The sequence below is a fragment of the Pantoea rwandensis genome (assembly GCF_002095475.1).
Taxonomy (GTDB): domain Bacteria; phylum Pseudomonadota; class Gammaproteobacteria; order Enterobacterales; family Enterobacteriaceae; genus Pantoea; species Pantoea rwandensis.
Window position 1 is genome coordinate 11,307 of the sequence record NZ_MLFR01000007.1, and the last position, 18,360, is coordinate 29,666.

General features: G+C 53.9%; 18 protein-coding genes and 1 pseudogene. 7 read left to right on the plus strand and 12 right to left on the minus strand.

What is annotated here, in order from left to right; translation table 11 throughout:
- The first annotated feature begins 172 nt into the window (after window positions 1-172).
- Window positions 173-2,311, plus strand: coding sequence for an anaerobic ribonucleoside-triphosphate reductase (gene nrdD, locus HA51_RS09310; protein ID WP_084934259.1), 2,139 nt, complete (start codon window positions 173-175; stop codon window positions 2,309-2,311).
- Window positions 2,308-2,772: pseudogene (nrdG, locus tag HA51_RS09315) on the plus strand (anaerobic ribonucleoside-triphosphate reductase-activating protein); the annotation flags it as partial. The gene nrdD and the pseudogene nrdG, both read left to right, overlap by 4 nt.
- Here nrdG and HA51_RS09320 read toward each other — a convergent pair.
- Both HA51_RS09320 and HA51_RS09325 read right to left on the minus strand, forming a co-directional pair.
- The gene (locus HA51_RS09320) at window positions 2,767-3,804 is read right to left on the minus strand and encodes a permease (RefSeq protein ID WP_084934261.1); all 1,038 of its coding nucleotides are present in this window, start codon (window positions 3,802-3,804) and stop codon (window positions 2,767-2,769) included. The pseudogene nrdG and the gene HA51_RS09320 sit on opposite strands and share 6 nt — an antisense overlap.
- Window positions 3,805-4,077: 273 nt before the next feature.
- A complete protein-coding gene (locus tag HA51_RS09325; protein ID WP_084934262.1) occupies window positions 4,078-4,503 on the minus strand; it encodes a YhbP family protein in 426 nt (141 codons plus the stop codon).
- Window positions 4,504-4,582: 79 nt separating this feature from the next.
- On the opposite strand from HA51_RS09325, the gene HA51_RS09330 reads away from it, so the two are divergent.
- A complete protein-coding gene (locus HA51_RS09330) occupies window positions 4,583-4,870 on the plus strand; it encodes a GIY-YIG nuclease family protein (RefSeq protein WP_084934263.1) in 288 nt (95 codons plus the stop codon).
- On the opposite strand, the gene HA51_RS09335 is transcribed toward HA51_RS09330, so the two are convergent.
- Together HA51_RS09335 and ubiT are read right to left on the minus strand one after the other, a co-directional pair.
- Window positions 4,854-5,360, minus strand: coding sequence for a GNAT family N-acetyltransferase (locus HA51_RS09335; protein WP_084934264.1), 507 nt, complete (start codon window positions 5,358-5,360; stop codon window positions 4,854-4,856). The genes HA51_RS09330 and HA51_RS09335 overlap by 17 nt on opposite strands.
- Window positions 5,354-5,878: a ubiquinone anaerobic biosynthesis accessory factor UbiT gene (gene ubiT / locus HA51_RS09340; protein WP_084934265.1), complete on the minus strand. Its 525-nt coding sequence runs from the start codon at window positions 5,876-5,878 to the stop codon at window positions 5,354-5,356. The genes HA51_RS09335 and ubiT overlap by 7 nt, the downstream gene beginning before the upstream one ends.
- A 204-nt stretch (window positions 5,879-6,082) precedes the next feature.
- On the opposite strand from ubiT, the gene ubiU reads away from it, so the two are divergent.
- The 3 genes from ubiU (at window position 6,083) to HA51_RS09355 (ending at window position 9,098) form a co-directional block, all read left to right on the plus strand.
- Window positions 6,083-7,078: a ubiquinone anaerobic biosynthesis protein UbiU gene (gene ubiU, locus HA51_RS09345; protein ID WP_084934266.1), complete on the plus strand. Its 996-nt coding sequence runs from the start codon at window positions 6,083-6,085 to the stop codon at window positions 7,076-7,078.
- Window positions 7,079-7,087: 9 nt separating this feature from the next.
- Window positions 7,088-7,972 (plus strand): U32 family peptidase, encoded by an 885-nt coding sequence (locus HA51_RS09350; RefSeq protein ID WP_084934267.1) that lies wholly within the window; start codon window positions 7,088-7,090, stop codon window positions 7,970-7,972.
- 115 nt (window positions 7,973-8,087) lie between these two features.
- A complete protein-coding gene (locus HA51_RS09355) occupies window positions 8,088-9,098 on the plus strand; it encodes a luciferase-like monooxygenase (protein ID WP_084934268.1) in 1,011 nt (336 codons plus the stop codon).
- 5 nt (window positions 9,099-9,103) lie between these two features.
- On the opposite strand, the gene HA51_RS09360 is transcribed toward HA51_RS09355, so the two are convergent.
- Complete coding sequence (locus HA51_RS09360; protein ID WP_084934269.1) at window positions 9,104-10,021, minus strand: AraC family transcriptional regulator; 918 nt, start codon at window positions 10,019-10,021, stop codon at window positions 9,104-9,106.
- 183 nt (window positions 10,022-10,204) lie between these two features.
- Here HA51_RS09360 and HA51_RS09365 point away from each other — a divergent pair, with 183 nt between their 5' ends.
- Window positions 10,205-10,951, plus strand: coding sequence for an SDR family NAD(P)-dependent oxidoreductase (locus tag HA51_RS09365; protein ID WP_084934270.1), 747 nt, complete (start codon window positions 10,205-10,207; stop codon window positions 10,949-10,951).
- Window positions 10,952-11,017: 66 nt separating this feature from the next.
- Here HA51_RS09365 and HA51_RS09370 read toward each other — a convergent pair whose 3' ends face one another.
- The 7 genes from HA51_RS09370 to rbfA form a co-directional block, all read right to left on the minus strand.
- A complete protein-coding gene (locus HA51_RS09370) occupies window positions 11,018-12,943 on the minus strand; it encodes a DEAD/DEAH family ATP-dependent RNA helicase (RefSeq protein ID WP_084934271.1) in 1,926 nt (641 codons plus the stop codon).
- Window positions 12,944-12,959: 16 nt separating this feature from the next.
- Window positions 12,960-13,016, minus strand: a complete 57-nt coding sequence (gene yrbN, locus HA51_RS27795) for a protein YrbN (protein ID WP_139810663.1) — start codon at window positions 13,014-13,016, stop codon at window positions 12,960-12,962.
- A gap of 103 nt (window positions 13,017-13,119) precedes the next feature.
- Entirely contained in the window at window positions 13,120-14,004 is an 885-nt protein-coding gene (gene nlpI / locus HA51_RS09375; protein WP_008104288.1) for a lipoprotein NlpI, read from the minus strand.
- A gap of 129 nt (window positions 14,005-14,133) precedes the next feature.
- Window positions 14,134-16,269, minus strand: coding sequence for a polyribonucleotide nucleotidyltransferase (gene pnp, locus HA51_RS09380; protein ID WP_084934272.1), 2,136 nt, complete (start codon window positions 16,267-16,269; stop codon window positions 14,134-14,136).
- Between the two features lie 311 nt (window positions 16,270-16,580).
- The gene (rpsO, locus tag HA51_RS09385; RefSeq protein WP_084934273.1) at window positions 16,581-16,850 is read right to left on the minus strand and encodes a 30S ribosomal protein S15; all 270 of its coding nucleotides are present in this window, start codon (window positions 16,848-16,850) and stop codon (window positions 16,581-16,583) included.
- A 134-nt stretch (window positions 16,851-16,984) separates the two neighbouring features.
- Complete coding sequence (truB, locus tag HA51_RS09390) at window positions 16,985-17,929, minus strand: tRNA pseudouridine(55) synthase TruB (protein WP_084934274.1); 945 nt, start codon at window positions 17,927-17,929, stop codon at window positions 16,985-16,987.
- Window positions 17,929-18,336, minus strand: coding sequence for a 30S ribosome-binding factor RbfA (gene rbfA, locus HA51_RS09395; protein ID WP_084934275.1), 408 nt, complete (start codon window positions 18,334-18,336; stop codon window positions 17,929-17,931). Before rbfA ends, truB begins: the two co-directional genes overlap by 1 nt.
- Window positions 18,337-18,360 lie beyond the last annotated feature (24 nt).

Below are 18,360 nucleotides of genomic sequence, written 5' to 3' on the forward strand. Positions count from 1 at the left end.
TGGGCGGGTTAAAACTTTTGAAGTTTAGTCCGCTTAACCATTGTGCGGCTTTCAATCTTCGTTATGTCTTCTTTGCGGCAGGTCAAAAACGGCGCAATTAATTTCCGCCTAAACACCACATATAGCGATTACACTCTCATTAAATATCTATATGTAGTTTCACGGAGAAAAAATGGCGACGGTGGTAATTAAGCGCGACGGCTGCAGAGTGCCTTTTGAAGCGCAGCGGATTGAGCTGGCGGTGCAGGCGGCGGCGCAGGCTGTACAGATTGAAGATGCGCTTTGGTGCACACAAGTCGCGACACGGGTCAGCCGCCAGCTGGCCGATCGTACTGAAGTGGATATCCGCGATATCCAATGTGCGGTGGAAGAAACTCTGATGGCCGGACGCTGGCCACAGCTGGCACGCGCTTATATCGAATATCGCCATGACCGCGATCTGGCGCGTGAACAACGCGGTAAATTGCATCATGCCATTCGTGGTCTGGTAGAGCAGACCAACGCCGCGTTGTTGAACGAAAACGCCAATAAAGACAGTAAAGTGATCCCCACACAGCGCGATTTGCTAGCAGGCATCGTCGCCAAGCACTATGCCCAACAGCAACTGTTGCCGCGCGATGTGGTACTGGCGCATGAGCGCGGCGAAATCCACTATCACGATCTCGACTATTCACCGTTTTTTCCCATGTTTAACTGCATGTTGATCGATCTTAAAGGCATGTTGAATAACGGCTTTAAGATGGGTAATGCCGAGATCGAGCCGCCAAAATCGATCGCCACCGCCACCGCCGTCACCGCACAGATCATCGCTCAGGTCGCCAGCCATATTTATGGTGGCACCACCATTAACCGCATTGATGAAGTGCTGGCACCCTTTGTTAATCTCAGTCTGGAGAAGCATCGAACCGTGGCGCAGCAGTGGCAGATTCCAGACGCAGAAGCCTATGCACGTGCACGCACTGAGAAGGAGTGCTACGACGCGTTTCAGTCGCTGGAATATGAGGTCAACACGCTGCACACCGCTAACGGTCAAACGCCCTTTGTGACCTTCGGATTTGGTCTGGGTAGCGATTGGGCCGCGCGCTTGATACAGCAATCGATTCTGCGCAATCGCATTGCGGGATTGGGCAAAAACCACAAAACCGCGGTGTTTCCTAAACTGGTGTTTGCCATCCGTGAGGGCGTCAACCGCAGCCCCGGAGATTTCAATTACGACATCAAACAACTGGCGCTGGAGTGTGCCAGTAAGCGTATGTATCCCGATATCCTGAACTACGACAAAGTGGTGGAAGTCACCGGCTCATTTAAAACCCCAATGGGCTGTCGCAGTTTCCTCGGCGTGTACGAGGAGAACGGCGAGCAGATCCACGAAGGGCGTAACAATATTGGCGTGATTAGCCTCAACCTGCCGCGCATCGCGTTGGAAGCGAAAGGCAACGAAGCCCACTTCTGGTTGCTGCTGGATGAGCGACTGGCACTGGCCAAACGCGCATTAATGACGCGCATCGCACGGCTGGAGAAAACCAAAGCGCGTGTGGCGCCAATCCTTTACATGGAAGGCGCTTGCGGCGTCCGGCTCAAGGCTGATGATGAAGTAGGCGCGATTTTCCGCAACGGTCGCGCCTCTATCTCACTCGGTTATATCGGTTTGCATGAAACACTCAATGCGCTGAGCGGCAACGAAGTCCATCCTTATGATGCGTTGTATTTGCGGGAAAAAGGCGTGGCGATTGTGCAGCGACTGCGCGATGCCGTGGACGCATGGAAAGCCGAAACAGGCTACGGATTTAGCCTCTACAGTACGCCGAGCGAAAACCTGTGCGATCGCTTCTGCCGCCTGGATGCTGCTGAATTTGGTGTGGTGCCGGGCGTGACCGATAAAGGCTATTACACCAACAGCTTCCATCTCGACGTCGAGAAGAAAGTGAATCCCTACGACAAGATTGACTTTGAAGCGCCCTATCCCACCATCGCTAATGGCGGCTTCATCTGCTACGGCGAATACCCCAATATTCAGCACAACCTCAAAGCGCTGGAAGATGTCTGGGATTACAGCTATCACCGCGTGCCCTACTACGGCACGAATACGCCGATTGATGAGTGTTACGAATGCGGTTTCAGCGGCGAATTTAGCTGCACCAGTAAAGGCTTCACCTGCCCATGCTGCGGCAACCACGATCCGGCGCGAGTCTCCGTCACCCGGCGCGTCTGCGGCTATCTTGGCAGCCCGGATGCCCGCCCCTTCAATGCTGGTAAGCAAGAAGAGGTGCAGCGCCGCGTTAAGCATCTGGATACAGGACAGCTCGGATGATGCATATCCATCGCTATTACGACGTCGATATCGTTAACGGTCCGGGTACTCGCTGCACGCTGTTTGTTGCCGGTTGCGAGCATCAGTGCCGTGGCTGCTACAACCAGAGCACCTGGCGGCTCGATTCCGGCGTCCCTTTTACGCTGGAAATGGAGGAGCAGCTGATTGCCGACCTGCAAGATCAGCGCATCCCACGTCAGGGATTGTCGCTCAGCGGCGGCGATCCACTGCATCCGCACAATGTGCCGCATATCCGCCGCTTAGTAAAACGCGTGCGGCGTGAATGCCCAGACAAAGATATCTGGCTGTGGACCGGCTATGAGATGGCGGAACTCAGCGCTGCACAGTGGGAAGTGGTCGACGAAATTGACGTATTGATCGACGGACGCTTTGTTGAAGCAGAGAGAGATGCGCGGCTGCTGTGGCGCGGCAGCCGCAATCAAAAAATCTGGTATTTACGTCAGCCACAAGGCGAGTGTGCCGAGGAGGATGCCGCTGACAGCCACCCCAATCAGCGCGATCCACAGGGCTCGCGCCGGGAAAGCACGATGCAACATCAGTAACGACGGTACACTCACAGCGGGTAAGGTCACCAACAGCGCCAGAGCTGGCGCGATGCCCATTCCCGCCAACATCATGGTTTGCACAATCGGAATCTCTGCGGCCGTCGGAATGACAAACAGGCAGCCGGCAATCGCCATCAGTATCACCCAAAACAGGGTGTTACCGACCGCGCCATCCGCATGCGGGAACAACCAGACACGCGCCGCGCCCAGCAGCAGAACGGCCAAGATATAGAGCGGGATGGTGTTCCAAAACAGCCGCCACATCACGTGCAACCAGCGGGCGAAAAACGGTTGTTCGCTGTTTGTTGCCGTGATTACCGGTGCCGTGACCCTTTGCTCTGGCACGCTGCGCTGTACCAGTGAAGCAATCCCCAAAACCATCATCACCCCGGCCACCAGCCTAATGACCGCAAAGTGCCAACCCAGCACAAACCCCATGAAGATCAACGTGGCCGGGTTGAGTAACGGGTTTGCCAGCCAAAAGGCCATCGCCGCCCCGCTCGACACCTGGGACTGACGTAACCCGGCCGCCACCGGTGCCGCGCAGCAGGTACACATCATCCCCGGCAAACCTAAACCGGTCCCCACCAACGTCGAAGCAAAACGCGACTGCCCCATTAAACGCAGCAGCCAGTTACGCGGGATTAGCACCTGCACCAGTGAACCGAGGATCACGCCGAGCACCGCCGCTTTCCATACCGCAAGAAAATAGACCATGGCGTAATCCAGCGCGGCTCGCCACGGCGAATCTGCCGCGTTGGCGAGAATGGATTTTCCGATGGAGTGCGTTTCGGCGGCGGTAAAAGCTTTACCATAATAAGGCTGCCACTTGACATACCACAGGCCGATGACGACAACAGCGAGGAATAACACGGGTTTCCACCACGTGAAGCGTGTGGCAGGAGCAGAGGTGGCGAGTTGGGTCATGACGGATTCCGTATTCAACTGAATAACGCGAGCCGCACAGAATGCACGACGGTTAAACCATAGTGTTAATCAGGTTATTGAAATCGACTACTGTTGATTACCCTAAATTTGATCTGCCACGGAATTTATATCTCTGCTGATGGCTCCAGCTTGCACGGCAGTAAGCTGCGTTTATATCGACAACAGCGCATTTCACTGTGCAGCGGTTAACGGTAACGTCGCTTGAGAAATGCGTGATAAATCGCGCTGCTACAGGACGTGCAAATCCTTAAATTACACACGCGACCAGAGGATCTTTTTACCGAAGCCCAGCGCGTTATCGGTCATCTTCACCTCATCCAGCGTGATTTCCCACAGCGGCGCTTTGACTTTACGCGCAATCGGGAAACGCTTCTGGTAGGCACGACGCGCCGCTTCTTCTTGGTCTTCATTCAATCGCTGAATGTGACCGCGATACTGCACGCCTTTAATCAACAGCACTGTTTTCGGCTGGCCATTGACGGTGCCCGCCACGCGCGGATTCGCCAGCATCAGCCTACCATGACGCGTGTCTGGCTCCGTCATTAGCCAAAATGCCATACGCGTTTCATCAAAGACATAGAAGCAGTTGGCACACCACAAATCGTCGCCGTTGCTGGCGCAGAGTGACAGAGCATGCTGTTTTTTCAGATAACGAATTAGGTGTGAATGGTCAGACAAAATACAACTCCCTGTGGCACATAGCGATACTCACATAAGCACGCTACACTGCCTGCCAGCAATTGATCAGGATAGTGATATGCAACAGAGCTGGCAGCTCTACATGCTGCAAACCGCCGCCGGGATGATTTATACCGGCATCACAACAGATGTAAATCGCCGTTTGCAACAACATCAGTTGGGACGAGGTGCGCGCTCACTGCGCGGTAAAGGTCCGCTGACGCTGGTGTTTCACTGTGCTGCAGGCGATCGGTCTGCGGCTTCACGACTGGAGTACCAGGTGAAACAACTTAGCCGCACACAAAAGCTGCTGCTCGTTGCGCAGCAGCCCTCATGCCTGAACACGTGGTTTAATCGAAAAGATTAAAGGGTTCAGAGAATTCGATCAGACCTTCCGCACCGGAAAAAGCATCGTCCGCTAACTTATATACCTGGAACGCCGCTTCACTGCCTAACCAGCGACAATGCAAGCCGTGACGTGCTGCCGGTTCGAAGCCCAGCGGGTTGTAAAATTCTGGATCGCCCAGAACCACTACCGCGCTGTAACTGAATTCGTTGAGTGAATCCAACCCCTCGTAGACCAACTTCTTGGCAATACCTTGCTGACGAACCGATTCATCCACCGCCAGCGGGGCCAGCGCAACCCAGTTGCGATCCTCGCCTTGCAAGGTCACCGGGCTGAAGGCGGCATAACCCAACACCTGCCCTTCATCATCCGTGGCCACGACGCCGAGGGTCAGTAGACCGTCTTCGCGTAACTGTTGAACCAATTCCGCTTCAGCTGCGGTAGCAAAACTGCGCTTTAACAGGTTATCGATGCCCGCTGCATCCACCCCAATTTCAGTTCGAATCAACATGAGATCCCCGCGCGCGCCTCAGCGGCCTTCGCGTCCTGTTTCATTCCTGCCTCAACAAAGGCAGCCAGCTGCTGTAACCCCGTGCGCAACGGCGTGGGCATGGCATCCAGTTCAATAGCATCCATCAGATTCTTCACCTCCAGTCCCAGCTCCGTGTCGCCCTCAATCACCAAACGGCGTTGAAAAAACAACATATCGGGGTCTGCTTTGCGTGCTGCCACCAGCAACAGATCATTGGCTTCGCCACGGAACCAGACATCTGCCTCGGCGTCGTGCGAAACGGTCAGGCGACCCTTCTGCAAAGTGGTAATCCAGCGCAGATTCACATCCGCGATCTCGATTCCCAGAAAGCGCCCTTCCAGAAAGTCTAACTCACCTTCGGACAAAGCATGACGAAATTGCCAGTTTAAGAGTTGTTGCAAAACCACTTTTTTCACAGGGAATGGCGTAATTGAGACAGGTAAGGCAAGGAATTTTGGACCTTTTTCCACAATCAGGCCGCATAACCGCGTGAACATAATGATCAATCCCTTCAGAAAATTTTACTTATATTGCCACATCCCCGGCCCTTCGCCTCCACTGAGATCAAGGAAATCGCTTAACGATTGGTTAATTATTCTTCACTCTGCATGATGAATGGCGCTTTCACTGCCTTAAATCAACATTCCGGGCTAAGGCCTTCCCTACACTTTACAACTTGAGAATTCAGGGGGAGAAAATGTATGGAACTGCTGTGTCCAGCAGGGAATTTACCTGCGCTGAAATCGGCGGTAGAGCATGGCGCTGACGCGGTGTATGTCGGCCTGAAAGATGACACCAATGCCCGCCACTTTGCTGGCCTCAACTTTACCGACAAGAAACTGGCAGAAGCGGCGCGTTATCTGCATCAGAATCGCCGCAAGCTGCATGTTGCGATTAACACCTTTGCGCATCCTGATGGCATGAATCGTTGGCAGACTGCCATTGATATCGCCGCGCAGAATGGTGCAGATGCCCTGATCCTCGCGGATATCGCCACGCTGGAGTACGCCGCGCAGCGCTACCCGCAGGTCGAACGCCATCTTTCTGTGCAAGCCTCGGCAACCAATTTGCAGGCCATTCACTTTTACCATCGCCATTTCAATTTGAGCCGTGTCGTGCTGCCGCGCGTGCTGTCGATGCATCAAGTCAAACAGCTGGCGCGCGAAACGCCGGTGCCACTGGAAGTATTTGCCTTCGGTAGCCTGTGCATCATGGCTGAAGGCCGTTGCTATCTTTCTTCCTGGCTGACAGGGGAGTCACCCAACAGCGCCGGTGCCTGCTCACCCGCCAAGTTCGTTCGCTGGCAACAAACGCCTCAGGGCATGGAATCGCGCCTCAATGAAGTGCTGATTGATCGCTACGGTGCCGATGAAAGTGCGGGTTATCCCACGCTGTGTAAAGGCCGTTATGAAGTGGATAACCAGCGCTATCACGTACTGGAAGAGCCCACTAGCCTGAATACGTTGTCGCTGCTGCCAGAGCTGTTTCGCGCCAATATCGCTTCGGTAAAAATTGAAGGCCGTCAGCGCAGCCCCGCTTACGTGGCGCAGGTGGCGAAAGTATGGCGCCAGGCGATTGATCGCTGCATGTCCTCGCCCGAACAGTTTGCTGTGCAAGAACCCTGGATGCGTGCGCTTGGTGAGCTTTCTGAAGGTAGCCAAACCACACTTGGCGCTTATCACCGCGACTGGCAGTGAGGAGATCGCATGAAATACGCAATTGGGCCGGTACTGTGGTACTGGCCGACTGACACACTGGAATATTTTTATCAGCAGGCTACGGCCAGCAGCGCCGAGATTATCTATCTCGGTGAAGCCGTCTGCAGTAAACGGCGTGCGACCTCATTTAATCAGTGGATGGAGATCGGGCGTATGCTGGCGCAACACGGCAAGCAAGTGGTGCTCAGCACGTTAGCGCTATTGCAATCGCCGTCTGAAGTGAAAGAGCTACGACGCTATGTGGAAAATGGCGAGTTCCTGCTGGAGGCGAACGACATCGGGACGGTGAATATGGCTGCGGAGCGCCAATTGCCGTTTGTCGCCGGGCCAACGCTTAACGTCTACAACGCGCAAACGCTGCAACTGCTGCTCAAAGAAGGCATGACGCGCTGGTGCATCCCCGTAGAGATGTCACGTGACTGGTTAATCCAACTCTTACAGCAGTGCGATGCTTCTGGTGTACGCGATAAATTTGAGGTGGAAGTGCTTGGCTACGGACATCTACCGCTGGCACTTTCGGCGCGCTGTTTTACAGCACGTTCAGAAAATCGGGCCAAAGATGATTGCCAGACTTGCTGTATTCACTACCCCACGGGCCGCCGTGTACTCTCGCAAGAGGGTCAGCAAGTGTTTGTGCTGAATGGCATTCAGACCATGAGCGGTTACTGCTATAACCTCGGTAATGATCTTGCTGGAATGCATAACTGGATCGACATCGTGCGCTTGTCACCGCAGGACGAAAGCACCTTGGCGGAAGTGGATCGCTTCCGCGCTAATGAGGCGGGTGAAGCCCCGCTAATGATGGCTCGCGGGAGTGACAGCAATGGATATTGGCGTCGTTTAGCGGGCATGGCGCTGGAAGGTGGTCGATAAAGGCACGTTCCGGCTATATTCCTGCTGTTATTAGCAGTTTTAATATGGGTAATGATGAGTAATACTCACTGGCGCAGGTCTGATAACACCTGCGCCATCCTTATTTGGAGTGCCCATGTCTGAGAAAAAAACTGTTCGCCTGTCCGTACTGGATCTGGCGCCTATTCCGCAAGGTTCTGCCGCGCGTGAAGCTTTCCACAATTCGCTGGCGCTAGCGCGTCAATCTGAAGCCCTGGGTTTCCATCGCTATTGGCTCGCTGAGCACCATAATATGACCGGTATTGCCAGTGCCGCGACATCCGTGCTGATTGGCTATTTAGCCGCGAATACGGAAACCTTACGCCTCGGTTCTGGCGGGATCATGTTGCCCAACCACGCGCCGCTGGTGATCGCTGAACAGTTTGGTACGCTCGAATCGCTGTATCCTGGCCGTATTGATTTGGGGCTTGGCCGCGCCCCAGGATCTGACCAGCGCACCATGCTAGCGCTGCGCCGCCATCTCTCCAGCGCTCAGGCGGATAGCTTCCCGGAAGATGTCGCAGAACTGATTCGTTGGTTTGATGCCGAAGAGGGTGAGCATCCGCCGGTACAACCGGTGCCTGGCTTGGGCTTGAAAATTCCGGTCTGGCTATTGGGATCCAGCCTTTACAGCGCACAGTTGGCTGCACAGCTCGGCCTGCCGTTTGCCTTTGCTTCCCACTTTGCACCGGACCTGCTGTTCCAGGCGCTGCACCTGTATCGCGAGAAATTTAAGCCTTCTGCACGACTGGCGAAACCCTATGCCATGGTGTGCGTCAACGTGGTTGCAGCGGATAGCGAGCGTGATGCGCGCTTCCTGTTTACCTCAATGCAGCAGCAGTTTATCAACCTGCGTCGCGGCCAGCCGGGTCCACTGCCCGCGCCCGTCGAGAACATGGACAATCTCTGGTCACCGTCGGAGCAATATGGCGTTCAGCAGGCACTGAGCATGTCGATTGTCGGGGACAGTGACAAAGTGCGTCAGGGACTTGCCGCCTTAATACGCGAGACTCAGGCAGATGAGATTATGGTCAACGGCCAAATTTTCGATTCGCAAGCCCGTCTGCGCTCCTTCGCATTGGCAATGGAAGCAGCACGTTCGCTGTAGTCCACTTACTGCGGTGGGGACACGCCTTCAGGCCCCACCGCCACCATACGGATATCGCGCGCGGGGGATTGCCCGTAAAAACGGCTGTATTCCCGGCTAAACTGCGACGCACTTTGATATCCCACGCGATAGCCCGCCGTTCCTGCATCCAGCTTTTCAATCAACATCAAGCGCCGTGCTTCATTCAAACGCAACTGCTTCTGATATTGCATCGGCGTCATCGCCGTGACGGATTTAAAATGATGATGCAGCGATGAGATACTCATGCCAACGCTGCTGGCCAGTTTGTCCATTTTCAGAGGCTGATGGAAATTTTCTCGCAGCCAACGCGCCGCTCTTGCCACTTTGTTACCAGGACGCTCAGTCAACGCCATGTTAAGAATGCGTGGTCCCTCAGGCCCGGTGAGCAACCGATAAAATATCTCCTGCTCAATCAGCGGTGCCAAAGCTGGAATATCTTGGGGTTGATCCAACAACTCAACCAGACGAATCACGGCATCGACTAACGGCGGTGCCACCTTGTGCACGGTAATGCCGCGTTCATTCGCCACCGCCGCACCAATGTGCTGCAGTGGAAAATGCTCCAGGTAACGCATCAAACGGGTTTCATTAATGGTGATCCCCACCCCCAAGTTGGGCTTCTCTGGTGTTGCCAGCACTACGCAGGATTGTACTGGCATATCCAGCGTGACCAGCAGCAGGTCGCCAGGTCCGTAGTGCATCACATCTTCACCCATACGCAACGCCTTCTGCCCCTGCGCCACCAACGCAAAGCTGGCCCAAGTAGCCACATGTGACAGGCTGGTAGGCTTGGAGCTTCGGCCAAAGGAGAGAAAATCGATGGGGCTGAAGTGGCGGCCATCTTCCGGGGTATGGCGCGCAATCATCGCCACCAACTGCTGCCACTGTTCCTGATGAATCATGCGTTGCACACTCCGCGATGAGAAATCACTGTGGGGCTATTCTCGCTTTTCCCCAATGCTGCGCCTAGCCCTACAGCCGCACTTTTGCAGGATCGTGCAAAAAGCTTGCAGGATTGCACTACCGCAAAATTGTATGGACAGCGCATGCTTACCCTTCCCCGAATTCTCAGGTGGAGAAACACAATGAAAGCACTTGAAGGCAAAATTGCGCTGGTAACGGGCGCGTCGAAAGGCATTGGCGCCGCCATTGCTATGACTTTCGCGGCGGCCGGTGCTCGGGTCGTGGTTAACTATCGACAGGATGAAGCAGGCGCGGCAGATGTGGTCACTGACATCTGCGAAATGGGCAGCGACGCTATCGCCGTTCAGGCCGATATCTCACGAGAGGCCGATGTGCAGCGTCTATTCGCTCGCAGCATCGAGCAGTTTGGCGCACCGGATATCGTGGTCAACAATGCGGGTATTTTCCATCACGGCGATTTCGCCGAACTCAGCCTTAGTGAGATGCAGCAGCAGCTCAATGTGAATGTGTTGGGCACGCTACTGGTTTGCCAGCAGGCGGCGAAACATTTCCCCGCTCGCGGTGGCACCATCATTAATCTAAGTGCACTTAACAGCCAACGCAGCACGCCGGGCTCGGTGTTATGGGCGGCGACCAAAGGCGCAATCGATACCTTAACGCAGGGCCTGGCACGTGAACTGGGGCCGCGTAATATTCGCGTCAACGCACTTGCACCGGGCATTATTCTCACGGAAGGATTACTGGCGGCGAAGAAGATGAATCCAGATGTCAAAGCGAAGCTGATTGCCGCTACGCCGTTAGGACGATTTGGTCTGCCGGAGGATGTGGCACAGGTGGCTTTATTTCTGGCATCAGAAGACTCAGCGTATGTGAGCGGTGAGCGGGTGTTGATTGCTGGCGGCGTGTAACGTTTAATTTACGAACATAAAAAAAGGGACGCCGAGGCGTCCCTTTTTGTTTTAAGCGTTTATCGCTTATGCGTCACGACGACGTGGTGCAGAAGCACCTTCTGGACGTGGGCCACGACCGCCTTCACGGCTGAAGCGTCCGCCTTCACGACCTGCGTCACGACCACCTTCACGGCGCTCAGAGAAACGACGCGGTGCGCCTTCGCCACGCGGTGCGCCATTGCCACGACGCTCGCCATCACGGCCAGCAGGACGACGATCAGAACGCTCGTGTGCCGGTGCATCACCCATCAACTGCATGTTCATCGGCTTGTTCAGGATGCGCGTGCGAGTGAAGTGCTGCAGAACTTCGCCCGGCATACCTTTTGGCAGCTCGATAGTTGAGTGAGTACCGAACAGCTTGATGTTACCAATGTAACGGCTGCTGATGTCGCCTTCGTTAGCGATCGCGCCAACGATGTGACGGACTTCAACACCATCATCACGGCCCACTTCAATGCGGTACAGCTGCATTTCGCCAACGTCACGACGTTCACGACGTGGAGCACCATCACGGCTCTCACCACGTTCGCCACGGTCTGCACGGTTTTCGCGTGGACCACGTGCATCGCGTGAGTCGCGTGAATCACGACGATCATCACGGTCGCGGAATTCACGACGTGCTGGACGCGGTGCTTCTGGTGGCAGAATCAGTGGACGTTCGCCCTGTGCCATTTTCAGCAGTGCTGCGGCCAGAGTTTCGATATCCAGATCTTCGCCCGGCTGCATTTTACTCAGCAGTGCGCGATACATGTCCAGATCGCTGCTTTCCAGCTGCTGCTGTACTTTCGCGGCGAATTTAGCCAGACGACGCTCACCCAGCAGTTCTGCGTTTGGCAGCTCAACTTCTGGAATAGTCAGCTTCATGGTGCGTTCGATATTACGCAGCAGACGACGCTCGCGGTTCTCAACGAACAGCAGTGCGCGGCCAGCACGACCTGCACGACCGGTACGGCCGATACGGTGAACGTAAGACTCTGCATCCATTGGGATGTCATAGTTAACAACCAGGCTGATACGCTCAACGTCCAGACCACGAGCAGCAACATCAGTCGCGATCAGGATGTCAAGACGACCATCTTTCAGGCGCTCCAGCGTCTGCTCACGCAGTGCCTGGTTCATGTCACCGTTCAGTGCAGCACTGTTGTAACCGCTGCGCTCCAGCGCTTCAGCAACTTCCAGCGTGGCGTTTTTAGTACGCACGAAGATGATGGCAGCATCAAAGTCTTCAGCTTCAAGGAAACGCACCAGCGCGTCAGTTTTACGGCCGTAAGCGGTCCAGTAAGACTGAGAGATATCAGGACGCGTGGTCATGCTTGACTGAATGCGCACTTCCTGTGGATCTTTCATGAAACGCTTAGTAATACGACGAATCGCTTCTGGCATGGTCGCTGAGAACAGCGCGGTCTGATGACCGTCTGGGATCTGCGCCATGATGGTTTCAACGTCTTCGATGAAGCCCATACGCAGCATTTCATCAGCTTCGTCCAGCACCAGACCGCGCAGGTTAGACAGATCTAACGTGCCGCGTTTCAGGTGGTCCAGCAGACGACCAGGTGTACCTACGACAACCTGTGGTCCCTGACGCAGAGCGCGCAGCTGTACGTCATAACGCTGGCCGCCGTACAGGGCAACCACGTTCACGCCACGCATGTGTTTAGAGAATTCAGTCATGGCTTCAGCAACCTGAACAGCCAGTTCGCGGGTTGGAGCCAGCACCAAGATTTGTGGTGCTTTAACAGTTGGATCAATGTTGTTCAGCAGCGGCAGAGAGAATGCTGCAGTTTTACCACTACCGGTCTGCGCCATACCTAATACGTCACGGCCCGCCAGCAGGTGAGGAATACACTCAGCCTGGATTGGGGATGGCTTTACATAGCCCATGCCGTTCAGTGATTCAAGGATGTCGGCGTTCAGGCCAAGTTCGGAAAAAGTGGTTTGAATATCAGTCATGTAGTACACGTGCCTCTTAGATTGCGGCGGCCAGTCTACATAACTCGTCGTGAAAACTTTCAGTAATTTTCATCAAAAAGTGTGAACCGGCTCAAATTAGAAGTTTTGACGAACAGAAAAGCCCTCACCTCGAAGATGATGACTTTACAAGTATTCAGGCAATAAAAGTTCGTCAGCTATTGCTGGTCAGATTCTGATAAATCGTCTTGTGTCTGGCCGAGTTGCGCCAGTTCCAACAATGCGTATCGGTGCTCAACAAAGTTGTTAACATTGTTAGCGACCGCCAGTTTGAACAACGCTTTCGCGTCGTCCTTCTCCCCCAGACTTAGGTAGTACTTACCTAAATAGAAGTTGGTTTCACTGAGATGTTCAGCGAGCGAGGTGTTATCCGTTGCGTCCGCCTTGAGACGTTCCATCAGTGTTTTTTCACTGATGTCGCCAAGGTAGAACTCGACAATATTCCATCCCCATTGGTCCCGGACCGCTTTGTCATGTCGCTGTCTCAGCGTGACTTTTGCCTTGTCGGCGTCCATATCGCTTTCAACGAGATAGAGCCAAAGGCTGCGGAAAGGATCGTTAGGATCGTCTTGATAAAACGCCAGCAGATCATCTTGCGCTAACTTGTATCGACCGCCGTAATAGAGGGCGATACCACGGTTTAAATGCGCATAGTTGTAAGTTGGATCAAGCTCAAGTACAGAATCAAACGCTTCATAGGCAGCATCAAAATTGCCTGCCTGCGTTAAGTATATACCAAGGTAGTTAAACACCTCAGGCATATCTGGTCTTATAGACAGCGCTTGCGAGAAATCGTTCCGCGCTAATGCCCTCAGACCCAAACTATCATACAACACTCCGCGCTCATATAATAGCTGTGCGCGTTCATCATCGGTCAGGGCACGACTGGCAAGAATTTGTTCCATTCGCGCCAGGATCACCTCTTGCTGCAGTGTGGGCTGCAAAGGTACTGCCAGAACTTCGTTCTTACGCCAATTGGAGTTGCTGCATCCTGCCAGCGTGATAGCTGTCGCAACAAAACACCAGCGCAAAAAAGGCTTCATTTCCCACTCCCGAATACAAACATTGGGATAACCATCCTGTCATCCGCCTGCTGTGCACAAGGATTCCCGCCCTCGCGATGATCTAAACACTTCTCCCCGCAGAGCAGGGAGAAGCCAATCAGTAAACGCTTACTCGGCGTCAGATGCATTCGTTGCAGCAGGGGTTTCTTCCGCTGGTTTCTGCTCTGTCGCTTCTTTGATGCTCAGGCGTACGCGGCCCTGACGGTCCACTTCCATCACTTTGACTGGAACTTCCTGACCCATCTGCAGATAGTCGGTCACTTTCTCTACGCGCTTATCCGCGATCTGAGAAATGTGTACCAGACCCTCTTTACCGCCACCGATGGCTACAAAGGCACCAAAATCAACGATGCGCGTCACTTTACCTTCATAGATACGGCCCACTTCGATTTCAGCCGTAATCTGTTCGATGCGACGGATTGCTTCTTTCGCTTTGTTGCCATCAGTTGCTGCGATCTTCACGGTGCCATCATCTTCGATTTCGATGGTGGTGCCGGTCTCTTCAGTCAACGCACGGATAACAGAACCGCCTTTACCGATAACGTCTTTGATCTTGTCTGAGCTGATCTTGATGGTATAGATGCGTGGTGCGAACTCAGAAATTTCCTGACGTGGGGTGCTGATTGCCTGCTCCATCACGCTCAGGATGTGCAGACGCGCGCCCTTAGCCTGGTTCAGTGCAACCTGCATGATCTCACGGGTGATACCTTCAATTTTGATATCCATCTGCAGTGCAGTGATACCGTCGCGGCTACCCGCTACTTTGAAGTCCATATCGCCGAGGTGATCTTCATCGCCCAGGATGTCAGACAGAACCACGAAGTTTTCGTCTTCTTTAACCAGACCCATCGCGATGCCAGCAACGGCCGCTTTGATCGGAACACCTGCGTCCATCAGTGCCAGAGAAGCACCACACACGGAAGCCATAGAAGAAGAACCGTTTGATTCAGTGATTTCTGACACCACACGAATGGTGTATGGGAAATCTTCCTGCTTAGGCATCACTGCCAGCACGCCACGCTTCGCCAGACGACCGTGACCAATCTCACGACGCTTCGGTGAGCCAACCATGCCGGTCTCGCCCACTGAGTACGGAGGGAAGTTGTAGTGGAACAGGAAGCTGTCAGTACGCTCGCCCATCAGCTCGTCAAGATTCTGCGCATCACGGGCAGTACCCAGAGTGGCAGTCACCAGTGCCTGAGTTTCACCACGGGTGAACAGAGAAGAACCATGAGTACGCGGCAATACGCCAGTGCGCACGTCCAGACCACGGATCATATCTTTTTCGCGGCCATCAATACGTGGCTCGCCACGGATGATACGGCTACGCACAACGCTCTTCTCAAGATCGTGAACGATGTCAGCGATTTCGCCAGCATCTAATGATTCATCTTCAGCCTTCAGTGCAGCGATGGTGGCGTCTTTAACTGCGCCAACCTGAGTGTAACGCTCTTGCTTATCAGTGATGCGGTAAGCATCAGCAATGCCAGCTTCTGCCAGTGCAGCAACACGTGCAATCAGTGCATCGTTCGCTGGCTCTGGCTGCCAATCCCAACGTGGTTTGCCCGCTTCAGCAACCAGTGAGTTGATGTTTTCGATAACAACCTGCTGCTGATCGTGGCCAAATACTACCGCGCCCAGCATCTGGTCTTCGGTCAGTACTTCTGCTTCAGATTCAACCATCAGAACCGCGTTCTGAGTACCGGCAACCACCAAGTCCAGACGAGAGGTTTTGATTTCATCAGCGGTTGGGTTCAGAACGTACTGGTCATTGATATAACCAACACGAGCCGCACCAATTGGGCCGTTGAATGGCAGGCCTGACAGCGCCAGCGCGGCAGATGCGCCGATCATCGCAACGATGTCTGGGTTAACCTGTGGGTTAACAGAAACAACGGTGGCGATAACCTGCACTTCGTTGATGAAACCTTCCGGGAACAGTGGACGCACTGGACGGTCAATCAGACGAGAGATCAGGGTTTCGCCTTCGCTTGGACGGCCTTCACGACGGAAGAAGCTACCCGGGATACGACCAGCAGCGTAAGTACGCTCCTGATAGTTAACCGTCAGCGGGAAGAAATCCTGACCTGGTTTGGTTTTTTTCTGGCCAACAACGGTAACAAATACCGCAGTGTCGTCCATGCTCGCCATAACTGCTGCAGTGGCCTGGCGCGCCATCATGCCGGTTTCCAGCGTGACGGTATGCTGACCATATTGGAATTTGCGTACGATCGGGTTCAGCAAAATTTAAGTCCTTAAATTCGAGGGGCGAAGCCCACTTAGGCTCGCCGGGGTTTACCGATCTTTAGTTGCATCCTCGCGACTAATGACAATCCTCAACCGCTCATGCGGTAAAGCCTCTCATTAGCCGCGCGAAACGCTGCAAGCAAAGATCACTCTCAGCAACAATACATGAGTTTGGTACGGAATGCTGCGGATTGCTCGAAAAAAGGGGCCATAAAGGCCCCCTTTTCGCGAAACTCGCACAAATCTGATCGTCAGATGCGCTTTTCTGCAAACTGCATACGCTACATCGTTGATCAGATTCTTCAGACTTAGCGACGCAGACCCAGGCTTTCGATCAGGCTGGTGTAGCGAGCAACGTCTTTACGCTTCAGGTAGTCCAGCAGCTTACGACGCTGGGATACCATGCGCAGCAGACCGCGACGGCTGTGGTGGTCTTTTTTGTGCTCAGAGAAGTGACCCTGCAGGTGGTTAATCTGAGCAGTCAGCAGAGCAACCTGAACTTCAGTTGAACCGCTGTCGTTAGCACCACGACCGAATTTAGCAACGATCTCTGCTTTAGCTTCAACGCTTAGAGACATAATAAACTCCAGATAAAAAATGAATGTATGGGTGCCGATCTCTAATTCAGCAGCCCGCTTTTAAAGCCGCGCTATTCTACTCTTCGCCCGATAGCAACGCAAATACGTCGTGCAGGCTGAAGGGCATGTTTTGATTAGGCGGGGAACTCGACCACCAGACGACGTGGCGCTACGCGCCCATCCTCAGCGATTTCTGCCATGCCGATGAATTTATGCTCGTCACCTTCCGTCACGCGCACCAATCCCTGTTCAGGCGCATTCGCCGCCTGTACCGGCATTCCCTGCTTGAAAAAAGCGGCGACAGATGGCAACAAATTCACGATGGGGAACTCTTCCGCTGGGCTATCCATCGGCAGCAGCAGCGCATCAAGCGCACTGTAGTCCGGCGTTTCTCCAGCGTTAGCTTCCGCCGCCATCACTTGCAACTGCTCAAAGGTGATCATGCGCTCAATCGGATACTTCGCCACCTGCAAACGACGCAGCATAATCACATGTGCGCCACAGCCTAGCTTCTCACCGAGGTCATCGATGATGGTGCGAATATAAGTTCCTTTGGAAACGTGAATCTCTAGCTCCAGCTCATCCCCTTCCCAGCGAATAAACTGCAGTTCAAACACGGTAATCGGACGCGCTTCACGCGGAACGGTGATGCCTTCGCGCGCATATTCGTAAAGCTTACGGCCTTGATACTTCAATGCAGAGAACATGGTCGGCACCTGCAGGGTGTCACCACGAAAACTGTCGAGCGCAGCGTCTAATTCGGCCTGGTTAAAAGCTACCGGGCGCGTTTCGACAATGTTGCCATCAGCATCTGATGTGTCGGTGCGTTCACCGAGACGGGCAATCACGCGATAGCGCTTGTCTGAATCGAGCAAGAACTGGGAGAACTTGGTCGCTTCACCAAGGCAAATTGGCAACATGCCCGTCGCAAGGGGATCAAGCGCGCCCGTGTGGCCCGCTCTGTTAGCATTAAACAGACGCTTAACTTTCTGCAGCACATCATTTGATGATGTGCCCTGATGTTTATCCAGCAAAAATACGCCATGGATATCGCGCCCACGGCGACGAGGACGGCTCATCAGTCCTCCTTGTCATCTTCCGCCGGGTTTTCACCACGACGCTCAACATCACTCTTGATAACGTTGCTGACGAGGTTAGACATACGCATACCTTCAACCAGCGAGTTGTCATAGAAGAAGGTCAGTTCTGGCACGATGCGCAGACGCATCGCCTTTCCGACTAAGATGCGGATATAGCCTGACGCTTCTTTCAGCGCTTTCAAGCCATTATTTACCGCCTCTTCATCTTTATCATTTAAAAATGTCACGAATACTTTGGCATAAGCCAGGTCGCGAGACACTTCAACACCGGATACGGTGACCATCATGCCGAGGCGTGGATCTTTAATTTCGCGCTGCAGGATAATAGCGATTTCTTTCTGCAGTTCCTGAGATACGCGCTGTGGGCGGCCAAATTCTTTTGCCATTTTTTCTTTCTCCCAAATAATTCG